The organism is Methylobacterium organophilum (genome assembly GCF_022533465.1).
Classification (GTDB): Bacteria; Pseudomonadota; Alphaproteobacteria; order Rhizobiales; family Beijerinckiaceae; genus Methylobacterium; species Methylobacterium organophilum.
Window position 1 is genome coordinate 4,980,521 of the sequence record NZ_CP092848.1, and the last position, 25,190, is coordinate 5,005,710.

General features: G+C 66.7%; 20 protein-coding genes and 2 tRNA genes. 10 read left to right on the forward strand and 12 right to left on the reverse strand.

Annotated features, from left to right (window positions below):
- Positions 1-37 precede the first annotated feature (37 nt).
- Positions 38-1,507, forward strand: coding sequence for a lipopolysaccharide biosynthesis protein (locus MMB17_RS23545; RefSeq protein ID WP_241100469.1), 1,470 nt, complete (start codon positions 38-40; stop codon positions 1,505-1,507).
- Positions 1,508-1,519: 12 nt separating this feature from the next.
- Here the strand turns inward: MMB17_RS23545 and MMB17_RS23550 are convergent, their stop codons facing one another.
- The 10 genes from MMB17_RS23550 to MMB17_RS23595 form a co-directional block, all read right to left on the reverse strand.
- Positions 1,520-2,320, reverse strand: coding sequence for an ABC transporter permease (locus tag MMB17_RS23550; RefSeq protein ID WP_238314862.1), 801 nt, complete (start codon positions 2,318-2,320; stop codon positions 1,520-1,522).
- A gap of 415 nt (positions 2,321-2,735) precedes the next feature.
- The gene (locus tag MMB17_RS23555) at positions 2,736-3,662 is read right to left on the reverse strand and encodes a hypothetical protein (protein ID WP_241100470.1); all 927 of its coding nucleotides are present in this window, start codon (positions 3,660-3,662) and stop codon (positions 2,736-2,738) included.
- A gap of 3 nt (positions 3,663-3,665) precedes the next feature.
- Entirely contained in the window at positions 3,666-4,682 is a 1,017-nt protein-coding gene (locus tag MMB17_RS23560; RefSeq protein WP_241100471.1) for a glycosyltransferase family 61 protein, read from the reverse strand.
- A 16-nt stretch (positions 4,683-4,698) separates the two neighbouring features.
- Positions 4,699-5,364: a class I SAM-dependent methyltransferase gene (locus MMB17_RS23565; RefSeq protein WP_241100472.1), complete on the reverse strand. Its 666-nt coding sequence runs from the start codon at positions 5,362-5,364 to the stop codon at positions 4,699-4,701.
- A gap of 135 nt (positions 5,365-5,499) precedes the next feature.
- Positions 5,500-5,575 (reverse strand) — tRNA-Val (locus MMB17_RS23570).
- Between the two features lie 144 nt (positions 5,576-5,719).
- Positions 5,720-8,140, reverse strand: a complete 2,421-nt coding sequence (gene lon / locus MMB17_RS23575; protein ID WP_241100473.1) for an endopeptidase La — start codon at positions 8,138-8,140, stop codon at positions 5,720-5,722.
- Between the two features lie 283 nt (positions 8,141-8,423).
- Positions 8,424-9,695 (reverse strand): ATP-dependent Clp protease ATP-binding subunit ClpX, encoded by a 1,272-nt coding sequence (gene clpX, locus MMB17_RS23580; RefSeq protein WP_238310159.1) that lies wholly within the window; start codon positions 9,693-9,695, stop codon positions 8,424-8,426.
- A 214-nt stretch (positions 9,696-9,909) separates the two neighbouring features.
- Complete coding sequence (locus MMB17_RS23585) at positions 9,910-10,536, reverse strand: ATP-dependent Clp protease proteolytic subunit (protein ID WP_238310158.1); 627 nt, start codon at positions 10,534-10,536, stop codon at positions 9,910-9,912.
- Between the two features lie 126 nt (positions 10,537-10,662).
- Positions 10,663-12,063, reverse strand: coding sequence for a trigger factor (gene tig, locus MMB17_RS23590; protein ID WP_238310157.1), 1,401 nt, complete (start codon positions 12,061-12,063; stop codon positions 10,663-10,665).
- 175 nt (positions 12,064-12,238) lie between these two features.
- Positions 12,239-12,323: transfer RNA gene (locus MMB17_RS23595), tRNA-Leu, on the reverse strand.
- Positions 12,324-12,519: 196 nt separating this feature from the next.
- On the opposite strand from MMB17_RS23595, the gene MMB17_RS23600 reads away from it, so the two are divergent.
- On the forward strand, positions 12,520-13,977 hold the full coding sequence (locus MMB17_RS23600; RefSeq protein ID WP_241100474.1) for a multicopper oxidase family protein: 1,458 nt from the start codon (positions 12,520-12,522) through the stop codon (positions 13,975-13,977).
- Here MMB17_RS23600 and MMB17_RS23605 read toward each other — a convergent pair.
- A complete protein-coding gene (locus MMB17_RS23605) occupies positions 13,970-15,529 on the reverse strand; it encodes an NAD(P)H-hydrate dehydratase (protein WP_241100475.1) in 1,560 nt (519 codons plus the stop codon). The genes MMB17_RS23600 and MMB17_RS23605 overlap by 8 nt on opposite strands.
- A 164-nt stretch (positions 15,530-15,693) precedes the next feature.
- Between MMB17_RS23605 and MMB17_RS23610 the strand changes: the two genes are divergently transcribed.
- The gene (locus MMB17_RS23610; protein ID WP_147727910.1) at positions 15,694-16,032 is read left to right on the forward strand and encodes a P-II family nitrogen regulator; all 339 of its coding nucleotides are present in this window, start codon (positions 15,694-15,696) and stop codon (positions 16,030-16,032) included.
- Between the two features lie 119 nt (positions 16,033-16,151).
- Complete coding sequence (locus MMB17_RS23615) at positions 16,152-17,081, forward strand: glutaminase (RefSeq protein ID WP_241100476.1); 930 nt, start codon at positions 16,152-16,154, stop codon at positions 17,079-17,081.
- A 100-nt stretch (positions 17,082-17,181) separates the two neighbouring features.
- Here MMB17_RS23615 and MMB17_RS23620 read toward each other — a convergent pair whose 3' ends face one another.
- The gene (locus MMB17_RS23620) at positions 17,182-18,234 is read right to left on the reverse strand and encodes a glutamine synthetase beta-grasp domain-containing protein (protein WP_238310153.1); all 1,053 of its coding nucleotides are present in this window, start codon (positions 18,232-18,234) and stop codon (positions 17,182-17,184) included.
- A 533-nt stretch (positions 18,235-18,767) separates the two neighbouring features.
- On the opposite strand from MMB17_RS23620, the gene glnA reads away from it, so the two are divergent.
- The 6 genes from glnA (at position 18,768) to MMB17_RS23650 (ending at position 25,017) form a co-directional block, all read left to right on the forward strand.
- Positions 18,768-20,177: a type I glutamate--ammonia ligase gene (gene glnA / locus MMB17_RS23625; RefSeq protein WP_238310152.1), complete on the forward strand. Its 1,410-nt coding sequence runs from the start codon at positions 18,768-18,770 to the stop codon at positions 20,175-20,177.
- Between the two features lie 113 nt (positions 20,178-20,290).
- A complete protein-coding gene (locus MMB17_RS23630) occupies positions 20,291-20,869 on the forward strand; it encodes an NADPH-dependent FMN reductase (protein ID WP_238310151.1) in 579 nt (192 codons plus the stop codon).
- Between the two features lie 64 nt (positions 20,870-20,933).
- A complete protein-coding gene (locus MMB17_RS23635; protein WP_241100477.1) occupies positions 20,934-21,272 on the forward strand; it encodes a hypothetical protein in 339 nt (112 codons plus the stop codon).
- Between the two features lie 154 nt (positions 21,273-21,426).
- Positions 21,427-23,811, forward strand: coding sequence for a ribonuclease R (rnr, locus tag MMB17_RS23640; RefSeq protein WP_241100478.1), 2,385 nt, complete (start codon positions 21,427-21,429; stop codon positions 23,809-23,811).
- A 23-nt stretch (positions 23,812-23,834) separates the two neighbouring features.
- Positions 23,835-24,314: a DUF983 domain-containing protein gene (locus tag MMB17_RS23645; RefSeq protein ID WP_420847302.1), complete on the forward strand. Its 480-nt coding sequence runs from the start codon at positions 23,835-23,837 to the stop codon at positions 24,312-24,314.
- Positions 24,265-25,017, forward strand: coding sequence for an NUDIX hydrolase (locus MMB17_RS23650; protein ID WP_373324924.1), 753 nt, complete (start codon positions 24,265-24,267; stop codon positions 25,015-25,017). The genes MMB17_RS23645 and MMB17_RS23650 overlap by 50 nt, the downstream gene beginning before the upstream one ends.
- The last annotated feature ends 173 nt before the right edge of the window (positions 25,018-25,190 follow it).

Below are 25,190 nucleotides of genomic sequence, written 5' to 3' on the forward strand. Positions count from 1 at the left end.
CGGTTGCGGCGCCGGACAAGCGGAAGCGACCCGATCCATGGCCGTCCTGGCTGCCTTCGTCGTCAATGCCGGGCTGAACTTCGTCCTCGGCCTCTTGATCGCCAAGCTGCTCGGGCCGGCCGATTTCGGCCGCTTCGCCCTGGCGACGGCGGGCGCCGTGGTGCTCAACACCCTCCTGTTCGAGTGGCTGCGCCTGTCGGCGACGCGGTTCTACTCCGCCCGGGTGCGCGAGGCCGAGCCCTGGATCCGGCAGGGGCTCGACCGGGCCTATGCCGTCACCGGCCTTGCCCTGTTCGCCGCGGCGGCCCTCTGCGGCGGCCTCGGCCTCCGGATCGATCCCGAACCGGAGGGGCGGTTCGCCGTGGCGGCGGCGACCGCGCTGGCGGCCCTGGCGATCGGGTTGTTCGACTATCACGCCGCGCTAGCCCGGGCCCGCTTCGTGGGCGGCACCTATCTGCGCCTCGTCGTGTGGAAGAACCTGTTCGGCGTCGTGCTGATGGGTGGCACCGCCCTCCTGCTGCCGCAGCCGGTCTGGGTCCTTCTCGCGGGGGGCGCGAGCCAGTTCCTGGCGGTGCTGGTGATGCGCGCGGCCCTGCGCGACCCGAAGGTGGCGGTGAGCCCGCACCGGGCGCGGGAGACCCTGCGGCTCTTCGCGCGCTACGGCCTGCCCCTGATCGCGGCCAATGCGATCTACCAGCTCCTGCCCTTCGTGAACCGGGGCGCCATCGTTGCCGCCTCCGATTTCGCCGAGGCCGGCTATTTCGCCCTCGCGGCCGATCTCGGGGGCCGGGTCTTCACCACCTTCGGCACGGCGCTCGACCTGCTGCTGTTCCAGCTCGCCGTGCGGGCCGAGGAGCATCACGGCCGCGTCGCGGCGGAGGCGCAGGTCTCGCGCAATCTCGGCGTGGTGGTGGCGCTGCTGCTGCCGGCGGCGGCCGGCTACTGGGCGGTGACGCCGGCCCTGCAGGGCCTGCTGGTGCCGGAGGCCTATCGCGGCCCCTTCGCCCTCTACACGGCGCTGCTGCTGCCGGGCATCCTGTGCCTCTCGGTGATGCACTACGCCCTGAACCCGATCTTCCAGATCCGGCGCCGCACCGGCCCGGTGGTGCTCGCCGCCGCCCTGGGCCTCGCCGTGAACGCCCTGGGGATCCTCTGGCTGCCGCCGCTCTACGGGCCGGCGGGCGTGGCCGCGGCGCAGACCCTGGGGCTCGCCGCTGCCGTCGCCCTGCTGGCGATCCGCGCGCTGGCGGGCCGGGAGCGGCTCGCCCTGCCCTGGCGGGACATCGCCCTGGCGGCCCTCGGCAGCGCCGCCATGCTCGCCGCGCTCACGCCCCTGCGCCACCTGCCCCCGGCCGCGGCCCTGGCCCTGTGCCTGCCGCTCGGGGCGGCGATCTATGGCGGCGTGGTCTGGGGCTTCGACGTGGCGGGGCTGCGGGGGCTGGTGACGGAGCGGATCTCCGGCGCGTCTCTCCTGCGCCGGAAATCCCCCTCGCGTGCGATGCCCTGAGCCCGCCCCGCCTCAGGTCCCCTGGCTGCGGCTGATGTAGCGCTCCATGGCGAGGCCGACGGCCAGGGTCACGAGCGTGGCCGTGATCGTGTAGAGATAGTCGATCTCGACATCCAGGCCCGGATCGTAGCCCAGGCGCACCCACTCGACATACTGCACCGGCGGCAGCCACTTCATCCACCAGTAGATCTCCGGCGGCAGGTAGGAGGGCAGGAACATCACGCCGCTGGCGAAATAGATCAGGATGCTGAACAGGATGAAGCCGATGTTCCAGCCCGGGAACACGGACACGATGCCGACATTGATGCCGCCGAGGCCGATGCCGAACACGATCGCGACCAGGTAGCCGGTCAGGGCCTGCATCGTGTCGATCGGCAGCGGGTCGACGCCGCAGGCGGCGATGATGGCCAGGATGGCCGCCAGGCCCAGGAAGGAGCCGATGATCTCGTTGAGGCAGCGCGAGACGAAGACGGCGAAGTTCGAGACCTGGGGGAAATAGGTGAGCGGCCTGTTGACGGAAAAGCCCTTCATCACCTCGCGGGCGATGTAGCGGTAGACGAGCGCCGGGGCCGCGCCGGTGGCCGCGAAGATCAGGGCGCTGTCGCCGATCGGCGAGGGCATGTGGCGGAAGGCCATGACGGCGGCGATGATCATCACGTGGGTGACCGGCCACAGCACCTGGACGCCCCAGCCCCAGCGGGTGGCGCCGAAGCGGGTCTGCATGTCACGCAGCATCAGGGCGCCGACGACCTGACAATAGGTGTCGATTGCGGTCAGCGGTTGCTTCTTCGGGACGGTCAGATCGAGCGACATGTCATGGTTCTATGAGAACGAGGCGTGCGTTGCGCGGCGAATAATTTGTACGCTGGCGTCTTTGCTATCGCTTACGAGTTTAATTCGAAGCCGCGTCGTTTTTACCCGATCGAGATGCATCGTCCGATCCGCTGCCAAACGGGACGCCTTATGCGCCTCTTCGGCTCCGCACCTTGCAAGAGGCGATAGGTCCATTCTCCGTTCCTCCGACCGGGCTACGAAGCACATCTTATATCCAGAACGATGTCATTTCTGCGGGCGAGCCGACGCGGGATCGAATGACATCCGATGCAATGATCACGATGCCGTGTCATGAGGGGACTTTGGCAAACGCGGGCCGGGGTATAAATGAAATATTCAAAAATATATCCAGCGCGTTAAGTGTTTGGCTGGCGTTTTTGTCTAAACAGATGATTTAGCGCGCAGAGTTTTCGCGAACCTTTCCTGCAAAGGACGCATTGCCATCTTCGTCAATGGTAAAAACAGGAGTTCCTCTAGCATTTAAATAGATCAGCTTTCCGTCTCTCCAGGTGATGCAATGCGATCGCCCATCGAAGCAGGCTGTTTGTCCCGATTTCAGAGCGACGGCCGTCATATCTGAGTTTGCCATGGTTGTATTGAGGCCAATATCGTGCTGTCCTGCAACAGTGAGCGAGTGGCGCGATCGGGTCGCATCCATGAACGTGTTCATCTCGATCACGTCGCTGCCGTTGAAGAAGAGGCCGTTGTGCCAAGCCTGGGCGCCGTTACCCATATGGGCATCAAGGTAGATCGCGCTCAGCGAGGTGAAAGAACCTTGCGCATGCACGTACTGGCCGACGGTAAAAGGCCCCTTGCCCGGTGAGCTGTGCGCATCCCAGTTCGTGAAGTCGAGTTCATAACCGATCGTACCATTTTTCTCGCCGATCGTTCCCGGAATTCCCGGCTTGCCGCTGCCGACGAAACCGCCAAAGCTATTCGCGCCCCCCATCGTGCCGTTGCGTACGGCGTCTGTGTTCAAGGACCAAACGGTACCGGCTCCGGGAGCCTGTACGATTCCGAGGTACTGAGTCACTTTTTGGCCGTCCGGGTGGCCAGTATTCACGAACATCCCGAGCGAGGAGAGCCATTCCGGCTGTGTGGCATCCTTTGTCGTGGTCCCGTAGATAACCTGCGTCGAAAGGACAGGCTTGCTTTGTGGTGGTGTGGGACAGTTCGCCGCAGGGCAGGTGACGATCGATGGCGATGCGATCACGATATGGCTGAGATCTTTCTGCTCAGCTCTCTCTTGTGCATGAAGAGGCCCGTCACGACATAACATTATCAGTATCATTATGAAAATTTCTATAATCTTAATATGCACTTTTTACATCCTCGAGAGTTCTAGTATTTCAGCTGCTACCTGTTTGGCGTCAGGAATATAGCGGGATGTAAGAAAACCTTCTGTCTTCGGAAGAACCTGAATGGCCGGTGGATAATAATAGGCCGCATCGTTTCCTGTTAGTTGATCAATTATTGTATAATTTGTATTGATTTTTTCTGTGACGTTGAGGCATGTTATTTTTCGAGGGGGGCAGAAAATACTCGCATGCAGAAATGATCCAGAAGAGGCTATGATATTCTTGCAATTTGACATTAAGTAAATCTGCTCCTCAAAAGAGAGCATTTCTGGATAGAAAATCTGTACGCCATTGGCGTGTAAATAATTTTCGATATCAATCTCATTTGATATATTGCCAACTGCTGATTTAAGCCTTGTTTTGGAGTAATATATTGTGGATATTTCTGTGTTGCTTCCGAATTTGTACAGTATTCTGTCTCCAATAGATCCGCACAGATCTCTATAAGAAAGGTAGCCCGCGCGCTGTTCTTCAAGGCTCGTGCTGGGAATTACAATATTGGAAATTTCTGTATTTTGTTGAAAATTAATAAAATCACGCGGAGCTAGACCTAGCTGGCGGAAAATTGCGGAGACAAAAGATATCGAAAAAAGCTCCTTGGGGCTATTTGGCCCATGGTAAAGTATTTTTGTGTTTGGACTTCTTATTTTATTAATGTTCCAATATCTCGGCAGAGTATTTACCAAAAAATGTCCAAAGTGAGGGTTTATACGGCCGCCGTAAATATAGGTAGTGTTTTCTCGATGATATGGAATTTCATCAAGTTGAGCTTCGGTGCTTATAACTTGATCTGGAGGGGGGTATAGACCTTCTCGATAGTCAATGGCTTCCGAAATAAATTTGCCATCTGCGTCAATTATTCCCCAGGGCCTTCCATGGGCATAAGGTAAATATATACAGTTTTTGAATATTTTTGTCGTCGGAACATCCTCAATAACTTGGCTGGTCCCCCATAAGGATGTGCAAGGCTGTAGCGACGACATCGTTTTCTCGGGCGTATTAGTAATTTACTCTCAGATTTTCATTGCCGATCATCTTCATGCTTTTGTTGATTGTCGGCGCTTTCTCAAACACAAGAATGCTATCATATGCTGTCATGGCTATTGTCTGCCGCGTAAAATTGCTTGGAGAAACTGATCCATCGCGGATGTGGTCTGCGTTGAGGTCGTCGATCAGGCCTTTAAAGCATTCGATGATTGATCTCGGGTCGCCGCGTCCGCCGCCATAGTCGGGCCAATAGGCTGTATGCATGTCCTCGATCATGTATACGCCATTGGGGGCGATGCGTTCGTACAAAAACGAGAAGGTTTCCGTGACGTGGTGCATCTGATGGCTGCCATCATCCAGCACCGCGTCTGGAGGTCCGAATTCGTCGATTAGAGATTGGAGGAATATGGGATCTGATTGATCTCCGATTCGAACAGAAACTTGTTCGTCGGCATATTGCCGGCAAACCTCGTTGATGTCGATGGTGACAATCTGCGCTAGAGGTCCGAGCCACCTCTTCCACATTTGCGAGGACCCGCCATTGCCTGCGCCAATTTCCAGGAAAGTGACCGGTTGGCCTACATACTTCCCAAAATGCCTCTCGTAGGCAAAGAAATAGTGACCGGACTTGTGAATGGGGCGTCCAGTATTGTCTAGAAACTGGCTATATAGAGACATCCGGCGGCCCTCCGAGATGCGAGACAAGTCGATTTGAATGACGACTGTAACTGGCCATCAAGCGGTTTGGGGACGTGATGAAAGAAGGCGCTATCTTGGGCCTTCTCAAACCCCATTTAAGTGTCTCAAGATCACTGGTGGGCGGTGAGGGGCTCGAACCCCCGACCCTCTCCGTGTAAAGGAGACGCTCTACCAACTGAGCTAACCGCCCTGTTTGTCACGGGCTTGGTAGGCAAGAGGCCGGCTCGGCGCAAGGGGCGCGGCAAAAAGAAGGCCCCCGGGGGTACCCGGGGGCCTCTTCCGTCTCTTCAGGGGCCGCACGGCGGGTGCGGCCTCAAGCCTCATGGGCTAACCCTCAATGGGCCACCAATGCGGCGCCGTCCTCGTGGGCGGCCTTGGGCGCCGTGGCGACCGGCTCGTCCCACTCGATCGGCTCGGGCTGGCGCACCAGGGCGTGGGTGAGGACCTGGTCCATCCGGGAGACCGGGATGATCTCCAGGCCGTTCTTCACGCTGTCGGGCACCTCGGCGATGTCCTTGGCGTTCTCCTCCGGGATCAGCACCGTCTTGATGCCGCCGCGCAGGGCCGCCAGGAGCTTCTCCTTCAGGCCGCCGATCGGCAGCACGCGGCCGCGCAGCGTCACCTCGCCGGTCATGGCGATGTCGCGGCGCACCGGGATACCGGTGAGCGTCGAGATGATCGCGGTCGCCATGGCGATGCCGGCGGAGGGGCCGTCCTTCGGGGTCGCCCCCTCCGGCACGTGGACGTGGATGTCCCGGCGCTCGAAGAGCGGCGGCTCGATGCCGAAATCGATGGCCCGGGAGCGGACATAGCTCGCCGCCGCCGAGATCGACTCCTTCATCACGTCCCGCAGGTTGCCCGTGACCGTCATCTTGCCCTTGCCGGGCATCATGACGCCCTCGATCGTGAGCAGCTCGCCCCCGACCTCGGTCCAGGCCAGGCCCGTCACCACGCCGACCTGGTCGTCCGCGTCGATCTCGCCGTAGCGGAACTTCGGCGGGCCCAGGAATTCCGGCAGGGTCTCGGGATTGGCCTCGACCTGCTTCACCTTGGTGATCAGGATCTCCTTCACCGCCTTGCGGACGAGGTTGGAGATCTCCCGCTCCAGGTTGCGGACGCCCGCCTCCCGCGTGTAGCGGCGGATGAGCATCATCAGCCCGTCATCGGTGATCGACCACTCGTCGGTGCCGAGCCCGTGCTTCTTCATCGCCTCCGGGATCAGGTGGCGGCGGGCGATCTCCAGCTTCTCCTCCTCGGTGTAGCCGGCGATGCGGATCACCTCCATGCGGTCCATGAGGGGCGCGGGGATGTTCAGCGTGTTCGCGGTCGTCACGAACATCACGTTCGACAGGTCGTAATCGACCTCGAGGTAATGGTCGTTGAAGGTCGCGTTCTGCTCGGGGTCCAGCACCTCGAGGAGCGCCGCGGAGGGGTCGCCGCGGAAATCCATGCCCATCTTGTCGATCTCGTCGAGCAGGATGAGCGGGTTCGAGGTCTTGGCCTTGCGCATCGACTGGACGATCTTGCCCGGCATCGAGCCGATATAGGTCCGGCGGTGGCCGCGGATCTCGGCCTCGTCCCGCACGCCGCCCAGCGACATGCGCACGAACTCACGGCCGGTCGCCTTGGCGATCGACTTGCCGAGGGAGGTCTTGCCGACGCCGGGGGGGCCGACGAGGCAGAGGATCGGGCCGGTGAGCTTGTTCGCCCGCTGCTGCACGGCGAGGTACTCGACGATCCGGTCCTTGACCTTGTCGAGGCCGAAATGGTCCGAGTCGAGGAGCTGCTGCGCCCCGAGCAGGTCCTTCTTGATTTTCGAGCGCTTGCCCCACGGGATGCCCAGCATCCAGTCGAGGTAGTTGCGCACGACCGTGGCCTCGGCCGACATCGGCGACATCTGGCGCAGCTTCTTCAGCTCGGCCTGCGCCTTCTCGCGGGCCTCCTTGGAGAACTTGGTCTTCTCGATCTTGTCCTCGAGCTCGGCCAGCTCGTCGCGGCCGTCCTCGTCGCCGAGTTCCTTCTGGATCGCCTTCATCTGCTCGTTGAGGTAGTACTCGCGCTGGGTCTTCTCCATCTGCCGCTTGACGCGGGTCCGGATGCGCTTCTCCACCTGGAGCACGGAGATCTCGCTCTCCATCAGCGACAGCACGCGCTCGAGGCGCTGGGCCACCGTGGGGATCTCGAGGATCGCCTGCTTGTCGGCGATCTTGACCGCGAGATGCGAGCCGACCGTATCGGCGAGCTTGGAGGGCTCCTCGATCTGCGTGACCGCCGAGACGACCTCGGGCGAGATCTTCTTGTTCAGCTTCACGTAGTTCTCGAACTCGGAGATGACCGAGCGGGCGAGCGCCTCCGCCTCGACGCGGTCGCCGAGATCGTCGGCCAGCGTGAGGGCATGGGCCTCGTAGAATTCGTCGGAGCGCACGAAGGACTCGATGCGCGCGCGGCCGGCGCCCTCGACCAGCACCTTCACGGTGCCGTCGGGCAGCTTCAGGAGCTGCAGCACGGAAGCGAGCGTGCCGATCGTGTAGATCGCGTCCGTGGCCGGATCGTCGTCGCCGGCATTGATCTGCGTGGCGAGCAGGATGTGGCGATCGGTGCGCACGGCCTCTTCCAGCGCGCGGATCGACTTCTCGCGGCCGACGAAGAGCGGCACGATCATGTGCGGGAAGACGACGATGTCGCGGAGCGGCAGGACGGCGTAGGAGCCCGTCGAGCCCGGAACGACGGGGTGGCGCGCTTTGGACTGAGTCATAATGACTTCCTTTTCTGATGACGCCGGGCAGCGGCTCCTCTGAAGCGAGCAAGCATCCTGCCAGGGGCCGACCGGGCCGCTTGAGGTCGGAAGCGTTGGGGGAAACGTCTGCGGCTGGTGGCCCGGCACCGCACCTCGGGATGTGAGCGTGCGGCCACCGTGCTGAGGCTAGAATTGGCCCCGGAAGCCCCCGCTTTCAAGCATCCCGGCTAAGGATATGAAGGGGTTGTCCGGATGCGCGAGGGGCCGCCGGGGCTGACCCCGGCGGCCCCCCGGGCCCTCCTCAGGCGCTGACGCTCGCCGGCGCTTCCTTGTTGCGGTCGCCGTGGATGAAGAGCGGCTTCGCCTTCCCGTCGACCACCTCCGGGCCGATCACCACCTGCTCGACCGAGTCGAGGCCGGGCAGGTCGTACATCGTGTCGAGGAGGATGGTCTCCAGGATGGAGCGCAGGCCGCGGGCGCCGGTCTTGCGCTCGATCGCCTTGCGGGCGACCAGCGAGAGCGCCTCGTCCTGGAAGGTCAGCTCCACGTTTTCCATCTCGAACAGCCGCTGGTACTGCTTCACCAGGGCGTTCTTCGGCTCCTGCAGGATCTTCTTGAGGGCTTCCTCGTCGAGATCCTCCAGGGTCGCCAGCACCGGCAGGCGGCCGACGAATTCGGGGATGAGGCCGAACTTCAGCAGGTCCTCCGGCTCCACCGAGCGGAAGATCTCGCCGGTGCGGCGGTCGTCGGGCGCCTGCACGCTCGCGCCGAAGCCGATCGAGGTGCCCTTGCCGCGCTGGGAGATGATCCGCTCAAGGCCGGCGAAGGCGCCGCCGCAGATGAAGAGGATGTTCGTGGTGTCGACCTGCAGGAACTCCTGCTGCGGGTGCTTGCGGCCGCCCTGCGGAGGCACGGAGGCGACGGTGCCCTCCATGATCTTCAGGAGCGCCTGCTGCACGCCCTCGCCCGAGACGTCGCGGGTGATCGAGGGGTTGTCCGACTTGCGGGAGATCTTGTCGATCTCGTCGATGTAGACGATGCCGCGCTGCGCCCGCTCGACGTTGTAGTCGGAGGCCTGGAGCAGCTTGAGGATGATGTTCTCGACATCCTCGCCGACATAGCCGGCTTCGGTCAGCGTCGTCGCATCCGCCATGGTGAAGGGCACGTCGAGGATGCGGGCGAGCGTCTGCGCGAGCAGCGTCTTGCCCGAGCCGGTCGGCCCGATCAGCATGATGTTGGACTTGGCGAGCTCGACATCCGAGTGCTTCGTCGCGTGGGCGAGGCGCTTGTAGTGGTTGTGCACCGCGACCGAGAGGACCTTCTTGGCGAAGTCCTGGCCGATGACGTAGTCGTCGAGGACGCGCCGGATCTCCTTCGGGGTGGGCACCCCGTCGCGCGACTTCACGAGCGAGGATTTCGACTCCTCGCGGATGATGTCCATGCACAGCTCGACGCACTCGTCGCAGATGAACACCGTCGGGCCCGCGATCAGCTTGCGGACCTCGTGCTGGCTCTTGCCGCAGAACGAGCAGTACAGCGTGCTCTTGGAATCGTTGCCGCCGGTCTTGCTCATATCGGTCTCCGATTCGGAAGCGCGGCGCCAGCCAGGGGCACACGCGCATCGGTCTTAGTTAAGGGCATCCGCTTAAAGAAACAGTCACCTGCCTGCACGGGTGAGCCCGAAACGGCACAAGCCCTGATGCAAGCATGTGGCCGTTTGAGGATCAACCGGCGGTCGGCGGGAGTGTTGCGACATCGTTGCCGCACACGCCCGCCAAACCGGCCGATCAGGCCGCCGCCGGCTCCGGCCGCTTGTGCAGGATGTCGTCGATCAGGCCGAAATCCTTGGCCGCGTCGGCGGTCATGAAGTTGTCCCGCTCGAGCGCCTGGTGGATCGTCTCGTAGTCGCGGCCGGTATGCTTCACGTAGATCTCGTTGAGGCGCTTCTTCAGGGCCTCGATCTCGCGGGCATGGATCAGGATGTCCGTCGCCTGGCCCTGGAAGCCGCCGGAGGGCTGGTGGACCATGATCCGGGCGTTGGGCAGGGCGAAGCGGTGGCCGGGCTCGCCGGCGGTCAGCAGCAGCGAGCCCATCGAGGCGGCCTGGCCGACGCAGAGGGTCGTCACCGGGCAGCGGATGAACTGCATCGTGTCGTAGATCGACAGGCCGGAGGTGACCACGCCGCCGGGCGAGTTGATGTAGAAAGAGATTTCCTTCTTCGGGTTCTCGGCTTCCAGGAACAGGAGCTGCGCCACGATCAGGGAGGCGCCCTGGTCCTCGACCGGCCCGGTCAGGAAGATGATCCGCTCGCGCAGGAGCCGGGAATAGATGTCGAAGGCGCGTTCGCCGCGGCTCGACTGCTCGACCACCATCGGCACGAGCGAGTTGTGGAAGTAGTCGACCGGATCTCTCATCGTCAGCCCTCGGCTCCAGGTCCGGACCCGGTGCGAATCGCACCGGGCCTCGGTTCAAGCGAACATCGGCGGCGCTCGGTTAACGCCGCCTGATCGGCCCGCTCCCTGTCTGCGAGGGGGCAGGCCTTACTCGGCGGCCTTCTCGGCCGCCGGCTCGGTCTTGGCGGCGTCGTCGGCTTCCTCGTCCTCGGCGAAGAGCGCCTCCTTGGAGACGGGCTCTTCGACGAGTTTGACCTGTCCGAGAACGTGGTCGACCACCTTCTCCTCGAACAGCGGCGCACGAAGCTCGGCGAGCGCCTGCGGGTTCTTCCGGTAGAAGTCGTAGACCTGCTGCTCCTGACCCGGGAACTGCCGGATGCGGGCGAACAGGGCCTGATTGACCTCGTCGTCGGAGACCTTGATATCGGCCGTCTCGCCGACCTGCGCAAGCACCAGTCCGAGGCGGACGCGACGCTCGGCGATCTTGCGGTACTCCGCCTGGGCCTTCTCCTCGGTCGAGCCCTCGTCCTCGAAGGTCTTGCCGCGGTTCTTCAGGTCCTGCTCGACCTGCGCCCACACGGCCGCGAACTCCTGGTGCACGAGGCTCGGGGGCAGCTCGAAGGCGTACTTGCCGTCCAGCGCGTCGAGGAGCTCCTTCTTGAGCTTGCGGCGCGACTGGGCGTCGTAGTCCGAGCCGATGGCCTTCTCGATGGCTTCCTTGAGCTTGTCGAGGGATTCCATGCCGAAGCGCTTGGCGAGCTCGTCGTCGGCCTTGGTCTCGCCCGGGGCCTTCACCGCCTTCACGGTCACGTCGAACTCGGCATCCTTGCCGGCGAGCTGCTCGGCCTGGTAGTCGGCCGGGAAGGCGACCTTCACGAGGCGGCTGTCACCGACCTTGGCGCCGACGAGCTGGTCCTCGAAGCCGGGGATGAAGGTGTTGGAGCCGAGCTCCAGGTCCACGTCCTCGCCCTTGCCGCCCTCGAACTCGACGCCGTCGATGCGGCCGACGAAGTCGATGGTGAGGCGGTCGCCGCTCTGGGCGGCCTCGCCCTCGGCGCGGTCCTCGAAGGAGCGGTTCTCCTTGGCCATCCGCTCGATCGCCTCGCCGACCTCCTCCTCGGAGGGCTTCACGACGAGCTTCTTGAGGGTGACGTCGGAGAGGTCGACCAGCTCGAAGGTCGGCAGCAGCTCGAGCTTCACCTTGAAGGCGAGGTCGTCCTTGGCGTCCAGCGCCCGCTCGACGATGTTCTTCTCCTCGTCCTTCGGGAACTCGATCTGCGGCTCGAGGGCGAGCTTGAGGCTGTTCTCGGCGACGATCTGCTGGTTGGCCTCATTGACGGCGTTCTGCAGCACGTCGGCCATCACGGACTTGCCGTAGACCTTGCGCAGATGCGCCACGGGCACCTTGCCGGGGCGGAAGCCCTTGATCTGCACCTTGCCCTTGATGTTGGACAGCTCGGCGTCGAGGCGGGCTTCCAGCTCGTTGGCCGGCAGGAGCACCTGAAACTCGCGCTTCAAGCCCTCGGACGTGGTCTCGGTCACCTGCATCGTCGTGGTTCGCTTCTTCTCAAAAAGGTCGTCACTGATCTCGTATGCGCCGGGAGCCCGCACGGGAGGCGGGCTGCCGGCTTCCGGCGCAGCAGCGGTCGAGAATCGCCTCGTGACGGGATCGGCCGAGCCGGCTTCACTGGAGAGAGGAAGCCGTCCGTTGCCTCGTGCGGCCTGGTGCGGGCGGAGGGGCTCGAACCCCCACGACTTTCGTCACTGGAACCTAAATCCAGCGCGTCTACCAGTTCCGCCACGCCCGCGAGCGCCTGCGACACGGCGTGCGTCCCGCCGTATAGGCGCGGCTCTATAGCATGCGTGTCCCGGGCCGCAGCAAAAAACTTACGGGTGGGTGTCTCTCCGGGCGATTCCCTTTGAACGGTAGCCGGGAGCCGGCCCCGCCGCTACAAGCCCGTGCCCGGCTCCGCGGCCGGTGCCCGCTCCCGATCCCGAGGTGTCATGTCGGACCGCCCGCCGCCGCAGCCCACCTCCGAGCCGGGATTCTCCCGCCGCGCCCTCCTCGCCGGGGCCGCCGCGCTTCTCCCGGCCGGGGCGCTCGCGCAGGCCGGAAAGCCGGCGGCCTCGCCCGCGCCGCCTTCCCCCTCCCCGGCCGAGGCGCCCCCCGCCTTCCCCGCCGCGCCGGGCCGCGTCCGGTTCAGGCCGGAGCCGGCGGCGGAGACCGAGATCTGGTGCTTCGACGGCAAGACGGCCCCGCCCCTGCTGCGGGGCCGGCAGGGCGAGCCCTTCCGCCTGAAGGTGGCCAACCGCACCGCCAAGCCCCTGTCCCTGCACTGGCACGGCATCCGCAACCGCAACGCCATGGACGGCGTCGGCGGCGTCACGCAGCCGCCGATCGCCCCCGGGGCCGAGTTCACCTACGAGTTCGTCCCCCCCGATTCCGGCACCAGCCTGATCCGCCCCCTCGTGGTGGGCGGCGCCAGCGAGCCCTCCGGCCGGGGCCTCGCCGGCCTGTTTGTGGTGGCGGAGAAGGCGCCCCCCGCCCTCGACCACGATCTCGGCCTGCTGATGCAGGATTGGCGGCTCGAGGAGGACGGCCGGCTCGCCCCCTTCGGCCCGATGCCCTTCGCCGCCGCCTCCGGCCGCCTCGGCAACCTCGTCACGCTCAACGGCAAGCCGATCCCGGAGACGATCGAACTGCGCCCCGGCGCCCGGGTGCGGCTGCGCCTCGCCAATGGCTGCAACGCCCGCAGCACCCGCATCCGCTTCGACGGGCTCAAGGTCTATGTCGTGGCGGTGGACGGGCAGCCGACGGACACCTTCGAGCCCCTGCGGGCCACCCTGCCCTTCCCGCCCGGCACGCGCTACGACCTGATGTTCGACATGCCGGCAGAGGCGGCGGGCGGCGGCAGCATCACCGCGCTGATCGGCAACGGCTTCGTCCTGGCCAAGCTCGTCGCCAAGGGCGAGCCGGTGACGGAGAAGCGCCCGCCGATCGCGGCGCTTCCCGAGAACAAGGCCCTGCCGGCCGAGATCAAGCTGCAGAACGCCTTCCGCCGGGACATCGTGCTCACCGGGGGCGCCCGGATCGACAAGGCCAACCCCGCCGCCGAGCCGGCCTTCAGCGGCGATCCCGCCCGGATCTGGCAGGTGAACGGGGCGAGCGGCGGGCCGGATTCCGGCCCGGCCTTCTCGGTGAAGCGCGGCCAGGCCGTGGTGCTGGCGATTCGCAACGACACCGCCTTCACCCAGGCCCTGCACCTGCACGGCCACGTCTTCCGCCTGCTGCACCCCCTCGACGACGGCTGGGAGCCCTACTGGCTCGACACCTTCCAGCTCGTCGAGGGCAAGACCGCCCGCATCGCCTTCATCGCCGACAATCCCGGGCGCTGGCTCCTCGGCGCGACGGTGCTGGAGCGCTTCGACACCGGGCTCTGGACGAGCTTCGAGGTCACCTGACCGGACGGTCTCGGACGAGATCCCGCAGCACCGCCGGCATCAGCTCGGGCAGGTCCTCCGCGATCAGGCCCGGCCCGTGGCGCAGGCCGGCATCCCCGTGTAGCCAGACCGCCGCAGCGGCGGCCTCGAAGGGCGCCATGCCCTGCGCGATCAGCCCTGCGACGAGCCCGGCGAGCACGTCGCCGGAGCCGGCCGTGCCGAGATAGGGCGTGCCGTGGTCGTTGATCGCCACGCGCCCGTCCGGGTCGGCGATCACCGTGTCGGCCCCCTTCAGCACCACGACCGCCCCGCTGAGCGCCGCCGCCCGGCGCGCCCGCTCGTGCTTGGGCAGGCCCTCCGCGACGGCGTCGGTGTCCTTGAACAGCCGGGCGAATTCGCCGGCATGGGGGGTGAGCACGGCCCGGGCCGCGCCGTCGCGCAGATGGGCGGCGAGCAGAGGCAGCTGGCCGGCGAAGCTCGTGAGCGCGTCGGCGTCGAGGACGAGGCCCCGGCCGGCCGAGGCCGCCACCGCGACGATGTCGCGGGTACGTTCCCCGCTCCCGAGCCCCGGCCCGGCCAGAACCACGTTGAGCCGCTCGTCGGTCAGCAGGTCGTCGAGGTCGTCCGCATCCTCGCAGGGGCGTAGCATGATCGCCGTCAGATGCGCCGCGTTCTCCGCCAGGGCCGCCTGGGGCGAGACGAGGGTGACGAGGCCCGCGCCCACGCGCAGGGCGCCCCGCGCGGCGAGCCGCGCCGCCCCGGTCTTGTGGGCCGGCCCCGACACGACCACGGCATGGCCGCGGGTGTATTTGTGGCTCGCCGCTTCGAGATGCGGAAAGCTGTTTTCCCACAGGGCCGGCCCGTTGCGGTAGGCCGGCGGCGCGGCCACAGCGAGGCCGGCCGCGAGCGCCGCCGCGCCGGTGCCGATCTCCGCCACGTGGAGCGCGCCGCATTGCGCCCGGCCCGGCTGCAGCAGGTGGCCGGGCTTCAGCCGGACGAAGGTCACCGTCTCGTCCGCCCGCACCGCCACGCCCCGGACCGCGCCGGTATCCCCGTCGACGCCGCTCGGCACGTCGACGGCGAGGACGGGACGGCGCGCCGCGTTCAGCGCCGCGATCAGGCGGGCCGCCGCGCCCTCGATGTCCCGCGACAGCCCGGCGCCGAACAGGGCGTCGATGACGAGGTCGAAGGCGGCAAAATCCGGCAGGGGCTCGATCGCCGCGACCGGGCCGGTCCAGGCGGCCGCCGCCGCGGCCGCGTCGCCCGTCAGCGCTTCCCGTTCTCCGAGGAGGTGCAGGACGGCCTCGAAGCCGGCTTCGGCCAGAAGGCGGGCGGCCTCGAAGCCGTCGCCGCCGTTATTGCCCGGACCGCACAGCACCAGCACGCGTCCGCCGGAGCCGAGATGTGCCCGGGCCCGCTCGGCGACGGCCGCCCCGGCGTTGCGCATCAGCACGAGGCCCGGCGTGCCGCCCGCGATCGCCGCCGCATCCACCCGCCGCATCGCCTCCACGGTGAGCAGGCGGCACGCATCCCCCTCGCCCTGCACCCAATCTGCCCGTGCACCATCCATCATCTGCATAAGAATCCATCATTTGTCGGCGAAATGCTGTAATTTTCCGCGCAATCTGCATAGGAGCTGGGCAGATCGTGCGCCGTCCCGTTCAAATCGCCGTGGCGGTTCGCTATGGGGGATGGTAGAAATTCTAACATCACAGCGTTCAGGTCGGGCCTTTTCGGATGAAGAAGATCGAGGCGATCATCAAGCCGTTCAAGCTCGACGAGGTGAAGGAGGCTCTCCAGGAGGTCGGCCTCCAGGGCATCACCGTGATCGAGGCCAAGGGCTTTGGCCGCCAGAAGGGCCATACGGAGCTCTATCGCGGCGCCGAATACGTCGTGGACTTCCTGCCGAAGGTGAAGCTCGAGATCGTGCTTTCCGACGCCCTCGTGGAGGGCGCCGTGGAGGCCATCCGCAAGTCGGCCCAGACCGGCCGCATCGGCGACGGCAAGATCTTCGTCTCGACGATCGAGGAGGCGATCCGCATCCGCACCGGCGAGACCGGTCCGGACGCGATCTGACCCGATCCGGGAGGCGCCGGGCCGAGCGCGGCGCGTCCCCAACAGCATCCCCGTCCTCCTGACGCCGCATCGCTCGCGTCGCGGGGCGCGTTGCCGCGGCCGCAACCAGCGAGCCCGCCGTGCCCGACCTCGACCGAGTCGTCCAGGAGATCGCCGACGAGATGCGGGCGCGGCCCGACCGGGGCGAGGTCGCCAGCTACATCCCCGAACTGGCCCGGGCCGATCCGAACGCCTTCGGCCTCGTCGTGATCGATGCGGAGGGCCGCACCGCCGCCGGGGGCGACGCCGATATCCCCTTCTCGATCCAGAGCATTTCCAAGGTCTTCACCCTCACCCTGGCGCTCGGCATGGTCGGCGACCGGCTCTGGCGGCGCGTCGGCCGCGAGCCCTCGGGCAGCCCCTTCAACTCCATCGTCCAGCTGGAGCGCGAGCAGGGCATCCCGCGCAATCCCTTCATCAATGCGGGGGCGATCGCGGTCACGGACGTGATCCTGTCGGGCCACCAGCCGCGGGAGGCGCTCGGCGAGATCCTGCGCTTCATGCAGTTCCTGGCGCTCGATTCCGGCATCGTCATCGACGAGACCGTGGCCGCCTCGGAGAAGCGCACCGGCTTCCGCAACGCCGCGCTCGCCAACTACATGCGCTCCTTCGGGGTGATCGAGAACCCGGTCGACTACACCCTGGGCGTCTATTTCCACCACTGCGCCATCGCCATGTCCTGCCGGCAGCTCGCTACCGCCGGCTTGTTCCTCGCCTATGGCGGGCGGCATCCCCTGGCGGGGCATTCGGTGATCTCGGCCGAGCGGGCGCGCCGCATCAACGCGGTGATGCTGACCTGCGGCCATTACGACGGGTCGGGCGAGTTCGCCTACCGGGTCGGCCTGCCGGGCAAGAGCGGGGTCGGCGGCGGCATTCTGGCGATCGTCCCGGGCAAGGCCTCGATCGCGGTCTGGTCCCCGGGGCTCGACGCCGCCGGCAATTCCCATCTCGGCCGCATCGCCCTGGAATCGCTGACGAAACGCATGGGCTGGTCGATCTTCGGGGCCTAAGGCCCCTTCGCCGGGCGCGGCGCGAGGCCCAAACAAAAACCGCCCCCACCTCGCGGCGGGAGCGGCTCTGGTCCGATGCCGTATTCGGCCTCGAAGATCCTTAGGCGACGGCCTTCTCGGCCTCGGCCTTGGCGCCGGGGAGCGGCACGGAGGCGATCGTCTTCAGGACCTGCGAGGCGATCTGGTAGGGGTCGCCCTGCGAGTTCGGGCGGCGATCCTCGAGGTAGCCCTTGTAGCCGTTGTTGACGAAGCTGTGGGGCACGCGGATCGACGCGCCGCGGTCGGCCACGCCGTAGCTGAACTTGTTCCACGGCGCCGTCTCATGCTTGCCGGTCAGGCGCATGTGATTGTCCGGGCCGTAGACGGCGATGTGGTCCTCAAGGTTCCTGTCGAAGGCCGCCATCAGCGCCTCGAAGTACTCCTTGCCGCCCGTCTCGCGCATGAACGTCGTCGAGAAGTTGCAGTGCATGCCCGAGCCGTTCCAGTCGGTGTCGCCGAGCGGCTTGCAGTGGTACTCGATGTCGATCTCGTACTTCTCGCAGAGGCGCTGCATCAGGTAGCGGGCCATCCACATCTCGTCGGCGGCCTTCTTGGAGCCCTTGCCGAAGATCTGGAATTCCCACTGGCCCTTCGCCACCTCGGCGTTGATGCCCTCGTGGTTGATGCCGGCGGCGAGGCAGAGGTCGAGATGCTCCTCGACGATCTGGCGCGCGACCGAGCCGACATTCGAGTAGCCGACGCCGGTGTAGTACGGGCCCTGCGGCGCCGGGTAGCCGCTCTCGGGGAAGCCGAGCGGGCGGCCGTTCTTGTAGAAGAAGTATTCCTGCTCGAAGCCGAACCAGGCGCCGGAATCGTCCAGGATGGTGGCGCGCTTGTTGGACGGATGCGGGGTCTTGCCGTCCGGCATCATCACTTCGCAAAGCACGAGCACGCCGTTGGTGCGGGCGGGATCGGGGAAGTGGCGGATCGGCTTGAGCACGCAGTCGGAGTTGGAACCCTCGGCCTGCTGCGTGGAGCTGCCGTCGAAGCCCCAGAGCGGAAGCTGCTCCAGCGTGGGGAAGCTCTCATACTCCTTGATCTGCGTCTTGCCACGCAGGTTCGGGACCGGAGTATAACCGTCGAGCCATATATACTCGAGCTTGTATTTTGTCATCCTAGGTCTCTCGTCCGTGGACCATTCGAAATCTGACACACGTTCAGACAGGTCGGAGCCATCGACGGCCACTCACGGTTTAGCATTTCGCATGCCAAGCGTCGCCTTCTCACGCGGTCGTGATCGGGAAAATCCGCGGTGAAAGGAACTTTTTCACGAATCGACATTCGGGGCGGTTTGTCGCCCGATTCGGCCGCGGAGCGGGAGGCAAGCGCCTCTCCCCGTTCGAGAACGGGTGACAGGCAGGGCTTTAGCGGATAGCAGGATGCCGCCGTCGAGCGGGGCCGCCGTTTCCAGCCGGAGCCGGTGTCTTCAAGAGCCTCGGGCGGCACGCTCGTCACGATCGGCGTGGCGGGCGCGGAAACGCGCCGAGGGAGGCTTTACCGGTCGATCTTCCGACGCCGTGACGGCGCGCGGCCGACTACCGCCCGCCTGCCGCCGAAGGCCCGCCCCGTGCGGAGCCGGAGCCGCGGTCCGTCGCCGAGCGCTCGCCGGTGCTTCTCCCTCGGACATCGCTTTGGAGACCACGCCCGATGAAATCCGCAGCTGATGTGCTGAGAGAGATCAAGGACAACGACGTCAAGTACGTCGACTTCCGGTTCACCGATCCCCGTGGCAAGTGGCAGCACGTCACCTTCGACGTCTCGCTCGTCGACGACGAGATCTTCGCCGAAGGCACGATGTTCGACGGTTCGTCGATCGCCGGCTGGAAGGCGATCAACGAGTCGGACATGCTGCTGATGCCCGATCCGAGCACGGCCTGCATGGATCCGTTCTTCTCGGCCTCCACCATGTCGATCGTCTGCGACGTGCTGGAGCCCTCGACCGGCGAGCCCTATTCCCGCGATCCGCGCTCGACCGCCAAGCTGGCCGAGGCCTATCTGCGCTCCACCGGCATCGGCGACGACATCTTCGTCGGCCCCGAGGCCGAGTTCTTTGTGTTCGACGACGTGAAGTTCGCCGCCGATCCCTACAACACCGGCTTCAAGCTCGATTCGACCGAGCTGCCGATCAACGGCATGACCGAGTACGAGGGCGGCAACCTCGGCCACCGCGTCCAGACCAAGGGCGGCTACTTCCCGGTGCCCCCGCAGGATTCGGCGCAGGACATGCGCGGCGAGATGCTGGCCGCCATGCAGTCGATGGGCGTGAAGGTCGAGAAGCACCACCACGAGGTGGCCTCGGCCCAGCACGAGCTCGGCATGAAGTTCGACAAGCTGACCACGCTCGCCGACCACATGCAGATCTACAAGTACTGCATCCACAACGTCGCGCAGAGCTACGGCAAGACCGCGACCTTCATGCCCAAGCCCGTCTACGGCGACAACGGCTCCGGCATGCACGTGCACCAGTCGATCTGGAAGAACGGCAAGCCGCTCTTCGCGGGGGACAAGTATGCCGACCTCAGCCAGGAATGCCTGTGGTACATCGGCGGCATCATCAAGCACGCCAAGGCGCTCAACGCCTTCACCAACCCGTCGACCAACTCCTACAAGCGCCTGGTCCCGGGCTACGAGGCCCCGGTTCTCCTGGCCTACTCGGCCCGCAACCGCTCGGCCTCCTGCCGGATTCCGTGGACGACGAACCCGAAGGCCAAGCGTGTCGAGGTCCGCTTTCCCGATCCGATGGCCAACCCCTACCTCGCCTTCTCGGCCCTGCTGATGGCCGGCCTCGACGGCATCATCAACAAGATCGATCCGGGCCCGGCCATGGACAAGGATCTCTACGACCTGCCCCCGCGGGAGCTGAAGAAGATCCCGACCGTCTGCGGCTCGCTGCGCGAGGCCCTGCAGAACCTCGACAAGGACCGCGCCTTCCTCAAGGCCGGCGGCGTGTTCTCGGACGACCAGATCGACTCGTTCATCGAGCTGAAGATGACCGAGGTGCTGCGCTACGAGATGACCCCGCACCCGATCGAGTTCGTGCACTACTACTCGCTCTGAGCCCTCGCCGGCTCTCACGCGACGTCTTTGGAGGGGCCGGAGCGATCCGGCCCCTTTTCTTGTGCGGCCGCCGCCCGACTTGATCGTCGCAGGCCCGCAAGGAGACCCGACCGATGTCGCTCGTGATTCCCGTCCTCCTCGGCAGCGTGCGTACGGACCGGATCGGCATCCGTGCCGCCCGCTTCCTCGTCGCCCGCCTCGAAGCCCGCGGCATCGAGGCGCCGCTGGTCGATCCGGCCGAACGGAAGCTCCCGCTCCTCGACCGGATGTACAAGGAATACCCCAAGGGCGAGGCGCCGCAGGCGCTGCAGGATCTCGCCGCGCTCTATACCCGCGCCGACGCCTTCCTGATCGTCTCGGCGGAATACAACCACTCCATCCCGCCGGCCCTCTCGAACCTCCTCGACCATTTCCTGGAGGAGTATTTCTGGCGTCCTTCGGGAATCTGCTGCTATTCCGCCGGCCAGTTCGGCGGCGTCCGGGCGGCGATGCAGCTCCGGGCCATGCTGGCCGAGCTCGGCTGCCCGAGCATCTCTTCCCTCCTGCCGATCCCGCGCCTGCACAAGGCCGTGAACGAGGCGGGCGAGCCCGCCGAGGAATGGCTGACGAAATCGGCGAACCGCTTCCTCGACGAGCTGGTTTGGTACGCGGAAGCCCTGAAGGCGCGGCGGGCGCAGGGCACGCCCTATTGAGCGTGCCCGCCCCCGCCTGGCGCCGGCCGGATCGTCCGGGGCCTGCGCGGAGAGCGGAAAGCCGATGAAGGCGAGCGTGGAGAGGGTCAGGGACGCCCTGGCCGATCTGGTCCGGGCGGCCCTGGTCTCCGACGACGGCCGCAGCCTCGCCTTCCGGCAGGCGGCCGCGGAACGGATCGCGGCGCTCGCGGCCGATCCGCCTGCGGCGGACAGCGTGCGGATCGACGGGGCCTGGACGCTGGCGGTGAAGGCCGCCGAGTCGCCCGCGCTGCGCCCCGAGGAGGGGCAGGTGAGCCTGACCCTGCCCGAGGCCTGCCCGATCCCGCTCGCCGCCCTCACCGGACCCGGTTTCGACGTGGATGCGGCGGTCGAGCGGATCCGCAAAGCCGCCGCGACGGGTTGATCCGCGAGCCGGAACCTGTTCACGCCAATCCCGGCGGCGTTGTTGTCGGGCCGTTCAAGGCCCATCTTCGTCGTCAGCGCGGTCGCGACGGCCGCTTCGACCTTCGACATCCCTGCGCGCCGGCGGCATCGGCTTCGGCGCCGAAAGCCCATCCTTGGCCAGACGCATCCATCCTTCGGGCAGCGCGCCCGCCCTCCCCTCCCGCGAGCAGATCCTCGCCTTCATCGCCGAGTCGCCCGGCAAGGTCGGCAAGCGCGAGATCGCCCAGGCCTTCGGCATCAAGGGCGGCGACAAGATCGGCCTGAAGCGCCTTCTGAAGGAGATTGAGGACGCGGGCGCGATCGAGCGCGGCCGGGGTGGCCTCAGCCGGGCCGGGGCCCTGCCCCCCGTGGTGCTCGCCGACATCCTCTCCCGCGACCGCGACGGCGAGCTGATCGCCAAGCCCGCGCAATGGGAGGGCGAGGGCGAGGCCCCGCGCATCCTGGTCGCGGTCCCGCGCGGGCGCCGCGGGGCCGGCCCGGCTCCGGGCCTCGGCGACCGCGCCCTGATTCGCGTCGCCGCCGATCCCGAGAGCCCCGGCCGCTATACCGGCCGGGTGATCAAGGTGATCGGAAAGAACCGCGCCGAGATCATCGGCATCTACCGCGCCAGCCGCGAGGGCGGGCGCATCGAGCCGGTGGAGAAGCGTTCCCAGGGCCGCGAGATCGCGATTCCCCCCGGCGAGGAGGGCGAGGCCCGGGACGGCGACCTCGTCAGCGTCAGTGTCGAGCGGGAGACCCGCTTCGGCCTGCCCCGGGGCCGGGTGCGCGAGCGCCTCGGCACCCTCGGCTCGGAGAAGGCGGTCAGCCTGATCGCGCTCCACCTGCACAACATCCCCCATGTCTTCCCGCAGGCCGTGATCGACGAGGCGGATGCGGTGAAGAAGGTGACCCTGCGCGGCCGCGAGGATTGGCGCGACCGGCCGCTCCTGACCATCGACCCGCCGGACGCCAAGGACCACGACGACGCGGTGATGGGCGAGCCCGATCCGGACCCGAACAATCCCGGCGGCGTCATCGTCACCGTCGCCATCGCCGATGTCGCGGCTTATGTCCGCCCCGGCTCCGCTCTCGACCGCGAGGCGCTGCTGCGCGGCAACTCGGTCTATTTCCCCGACCGGGTCGTGCCGATGCTGCCGGAGCGCATCTCCAACGATCTCTGCTCCCTGCGCGAGGCCGAGGACCGGCCGGCGCTCGCCGTGCGCATGGTCTTCTCCGCGGACGGGGCCAAGCGGCGCCACAGCTTCCACCGCGTCATCATGCGCTCCCGCGCCAAGCTCGCCTATGCCCAGGCCCAGGCGGCGATCGACGGGCGGCCGGACGAGAAGACCGGCCCCCTGCTCGCGAGCGTGCTGCGTCCGCTCTACGACGCCTACGAGGTCTTGAAGAAGGGCCGCGACAGCCGCGGTCCCCTCGCCCTGGACCTGCCCGAGCGCAAGGTGCTCCTCACCCCGGAGGGGGGCGTCGACCGGGTGATCGTGCCGGAGCGCCTGGAGGCGCATCGGCTGATCGAGGAGTTCATGATCCAGGCCAACGTGGCCGCGGCCGAGACCCTGGAGAAGGCGAAGTCGCCCCTCATCTACCGCGTTCACGACGAGCCGGCCCTGGAGAAGATGCGGATGCTCGGCGAGGTGCTGGCCTCGATCGGCATCAAGCTGCCGAAGGAGGGGGCGCTGCGGCCCGCCCTGTTCAACCGGATCCTGCTCTCGGTGGCCGAGACCGAGCATTCCACCTTCATCAACGAGGTGGTGCTGCGCTCCCAGGCCCAGGCCGTCTATTCGAGCCAGAATCTCGGCCATTTCGGTCTGAACCTGCGCCGCTACGCGCATTTCACCTCGCCGATCCGGCGCTATGCCGACCTGATCGTGCACCGGGCGCTGATCGCCGCGGAGGGCTTCGGCAAGGACGGCCTGCCCGCCGACGTCACCGCCGGCCTGCTGGAGCAGATCGGCGAGCAGATCTCGGCGGCCGAGCGCCGGGCCATGGCGGCCGAGCGCGAGACCATCGACCGGCTGATCGCGGCCCATCTCGCCGACAAGGTCGGCGCGACCTTTTCCGGCCAGATCTCCGGCGTCACCCGCTCCGGCCTGTTCGTGAAGCTCGACGAGACGGGGGCGGACGGCTTCGTCCCGGTCTCGACCCTGGGGGCCGACTATTTCCGCCACGAGGAGGGCCGGCACGCCCTCGTCGGGGACCGCACCGGCGAGAGCTTCCGCCTGGGCGACCGGGTCGAGGTGCGCCTCGTCGAGGCGGCGGCGGTGGCCGGGGCGCTGCGCTTCGAGCTGCTCTCCGAGGGCCGCCCGGCCGGCGGCCGCGGATCGGCGGGGCGGAAATTCGGCAAGGGCCCCAAGCCGAAGGCCGGCAAGCCCGGTCCCGGAACGCCCAAGTCCGGCGCACCCAAGTCCGGCAAGCCCAAATTCGGCAAGGCGCCCGCCCGGGCCTCCGCGAAGGCCACCGCCGGACGCAGCACGCCCACGCGTCACCGCGGCTCGCGCGGATGAGCGTCGCGGGTGTAGAAGGCGGCATGGATACCCCGCCCACCGAGATCGTCCCCGCCCGGCCGCCGGTTCCGCGGTCGATGTTGCGCGGCTTCCTGAACCGCTGCCCGGAATGCGGGAAGGGCCACATGTTCGGCCGCTTCCTGAAGGTCCGGCCGTCCTGCGAATGCTGCGGGCTCGAGATGCACGGCCACCGGGCGGACGACCTGCCGCCCTATCTCGTGATCTTCATCGTCGGCCACATCGTCGGCTACCTCGCCCTGAAGGTCGAGATGAACTACGACGTGCCCCTCTGGGCCTCGATGCTGCTGTGGCCCCTGCTCGCCCTGGTGATGGCGCTCGCGCTGCTGCAGCCGGTGAAGGGGGCCGTCGTCGGCCTGCAATACGCCCTTGGCATGCACGGCTTCGGCAAGCTACCTCCCGACGCGGAGCGGCACGGCTCCCAGGAGGCAGGCTTTGGACCCGGCGATCACGCAAACCCTGCCGCCGGCTTCGGGCGCCTCTGAGCCGCCCGCCCGCAAGGCCCCCGCGCTCAAGCCCCGCCACGCCGCGACGCTGATCCTGCTGGACCGCTCGCGCAAGCGGCTGCGCGTGCTCATGGGCCGGCGCAATGCCCGCCTCGCCTTCATGGGCGGCAAGTTCGTCTTCCCCGGCGGCCGCATCGAGCCCACCGACCGCAAGATGCCGGTGATGGGCGCCCTGCCCGGCCGCAGCGAGGCGGCCCTGGCCGCCCGCGTCGCCCGCGCGAGCGGCGATCTCGGGCGCATCCTCGCCCTGGCCGCGATCCGCGAGACCTTCGAGGAAACGGGCCTGATGCTCGGCACCCGCGATTACGGCTCGCCGGATTCCGTGCCCGAGGGACCCTGGACGGCCTTCCGCGACGAGGGCGTGCTGCCGGATCTCGAAGCCCTCAGCCTCGTGGCCCGGGCGATCACGCCCCCCGGCCGGCCCCGCCGCTTCGACACCCGCTTCTTCGTCGCCGACCGCCGGTCGATCGCGGTCGAGCGCGCCGGCATCGTGGGACCGGATTCGGAGCTGACGGAGCTCGCCTGGGTCGGCCTCGACGAGGCGCGCCAGCTCGACCTGCCGCGCATCACCCGCGCCGTGCTCGACGACCTGGAGGCCGCGGCCGGCGCGGATTTCGCCCCGCACCTGCCGATCCCGTTCTATTTCGAGCGCTACGGCAAGGGGCAGCGGGAACTGCTCTGAGGCCAATCCTTCCTCTCCCTTCGGGAGAGGTGGCCGCGAAGCGGACGGAGAGGGTTGGCGCCGGAGTTCCGGGTCTTGTTCGTGGTGTACCCACTCCCCCGCGCTGCGCGCGGTCCCTCTCGCCCAGAGGGCGAGGAGAGGGGCCCCCTTCGGCACGCGCGCGGATCGGTGAA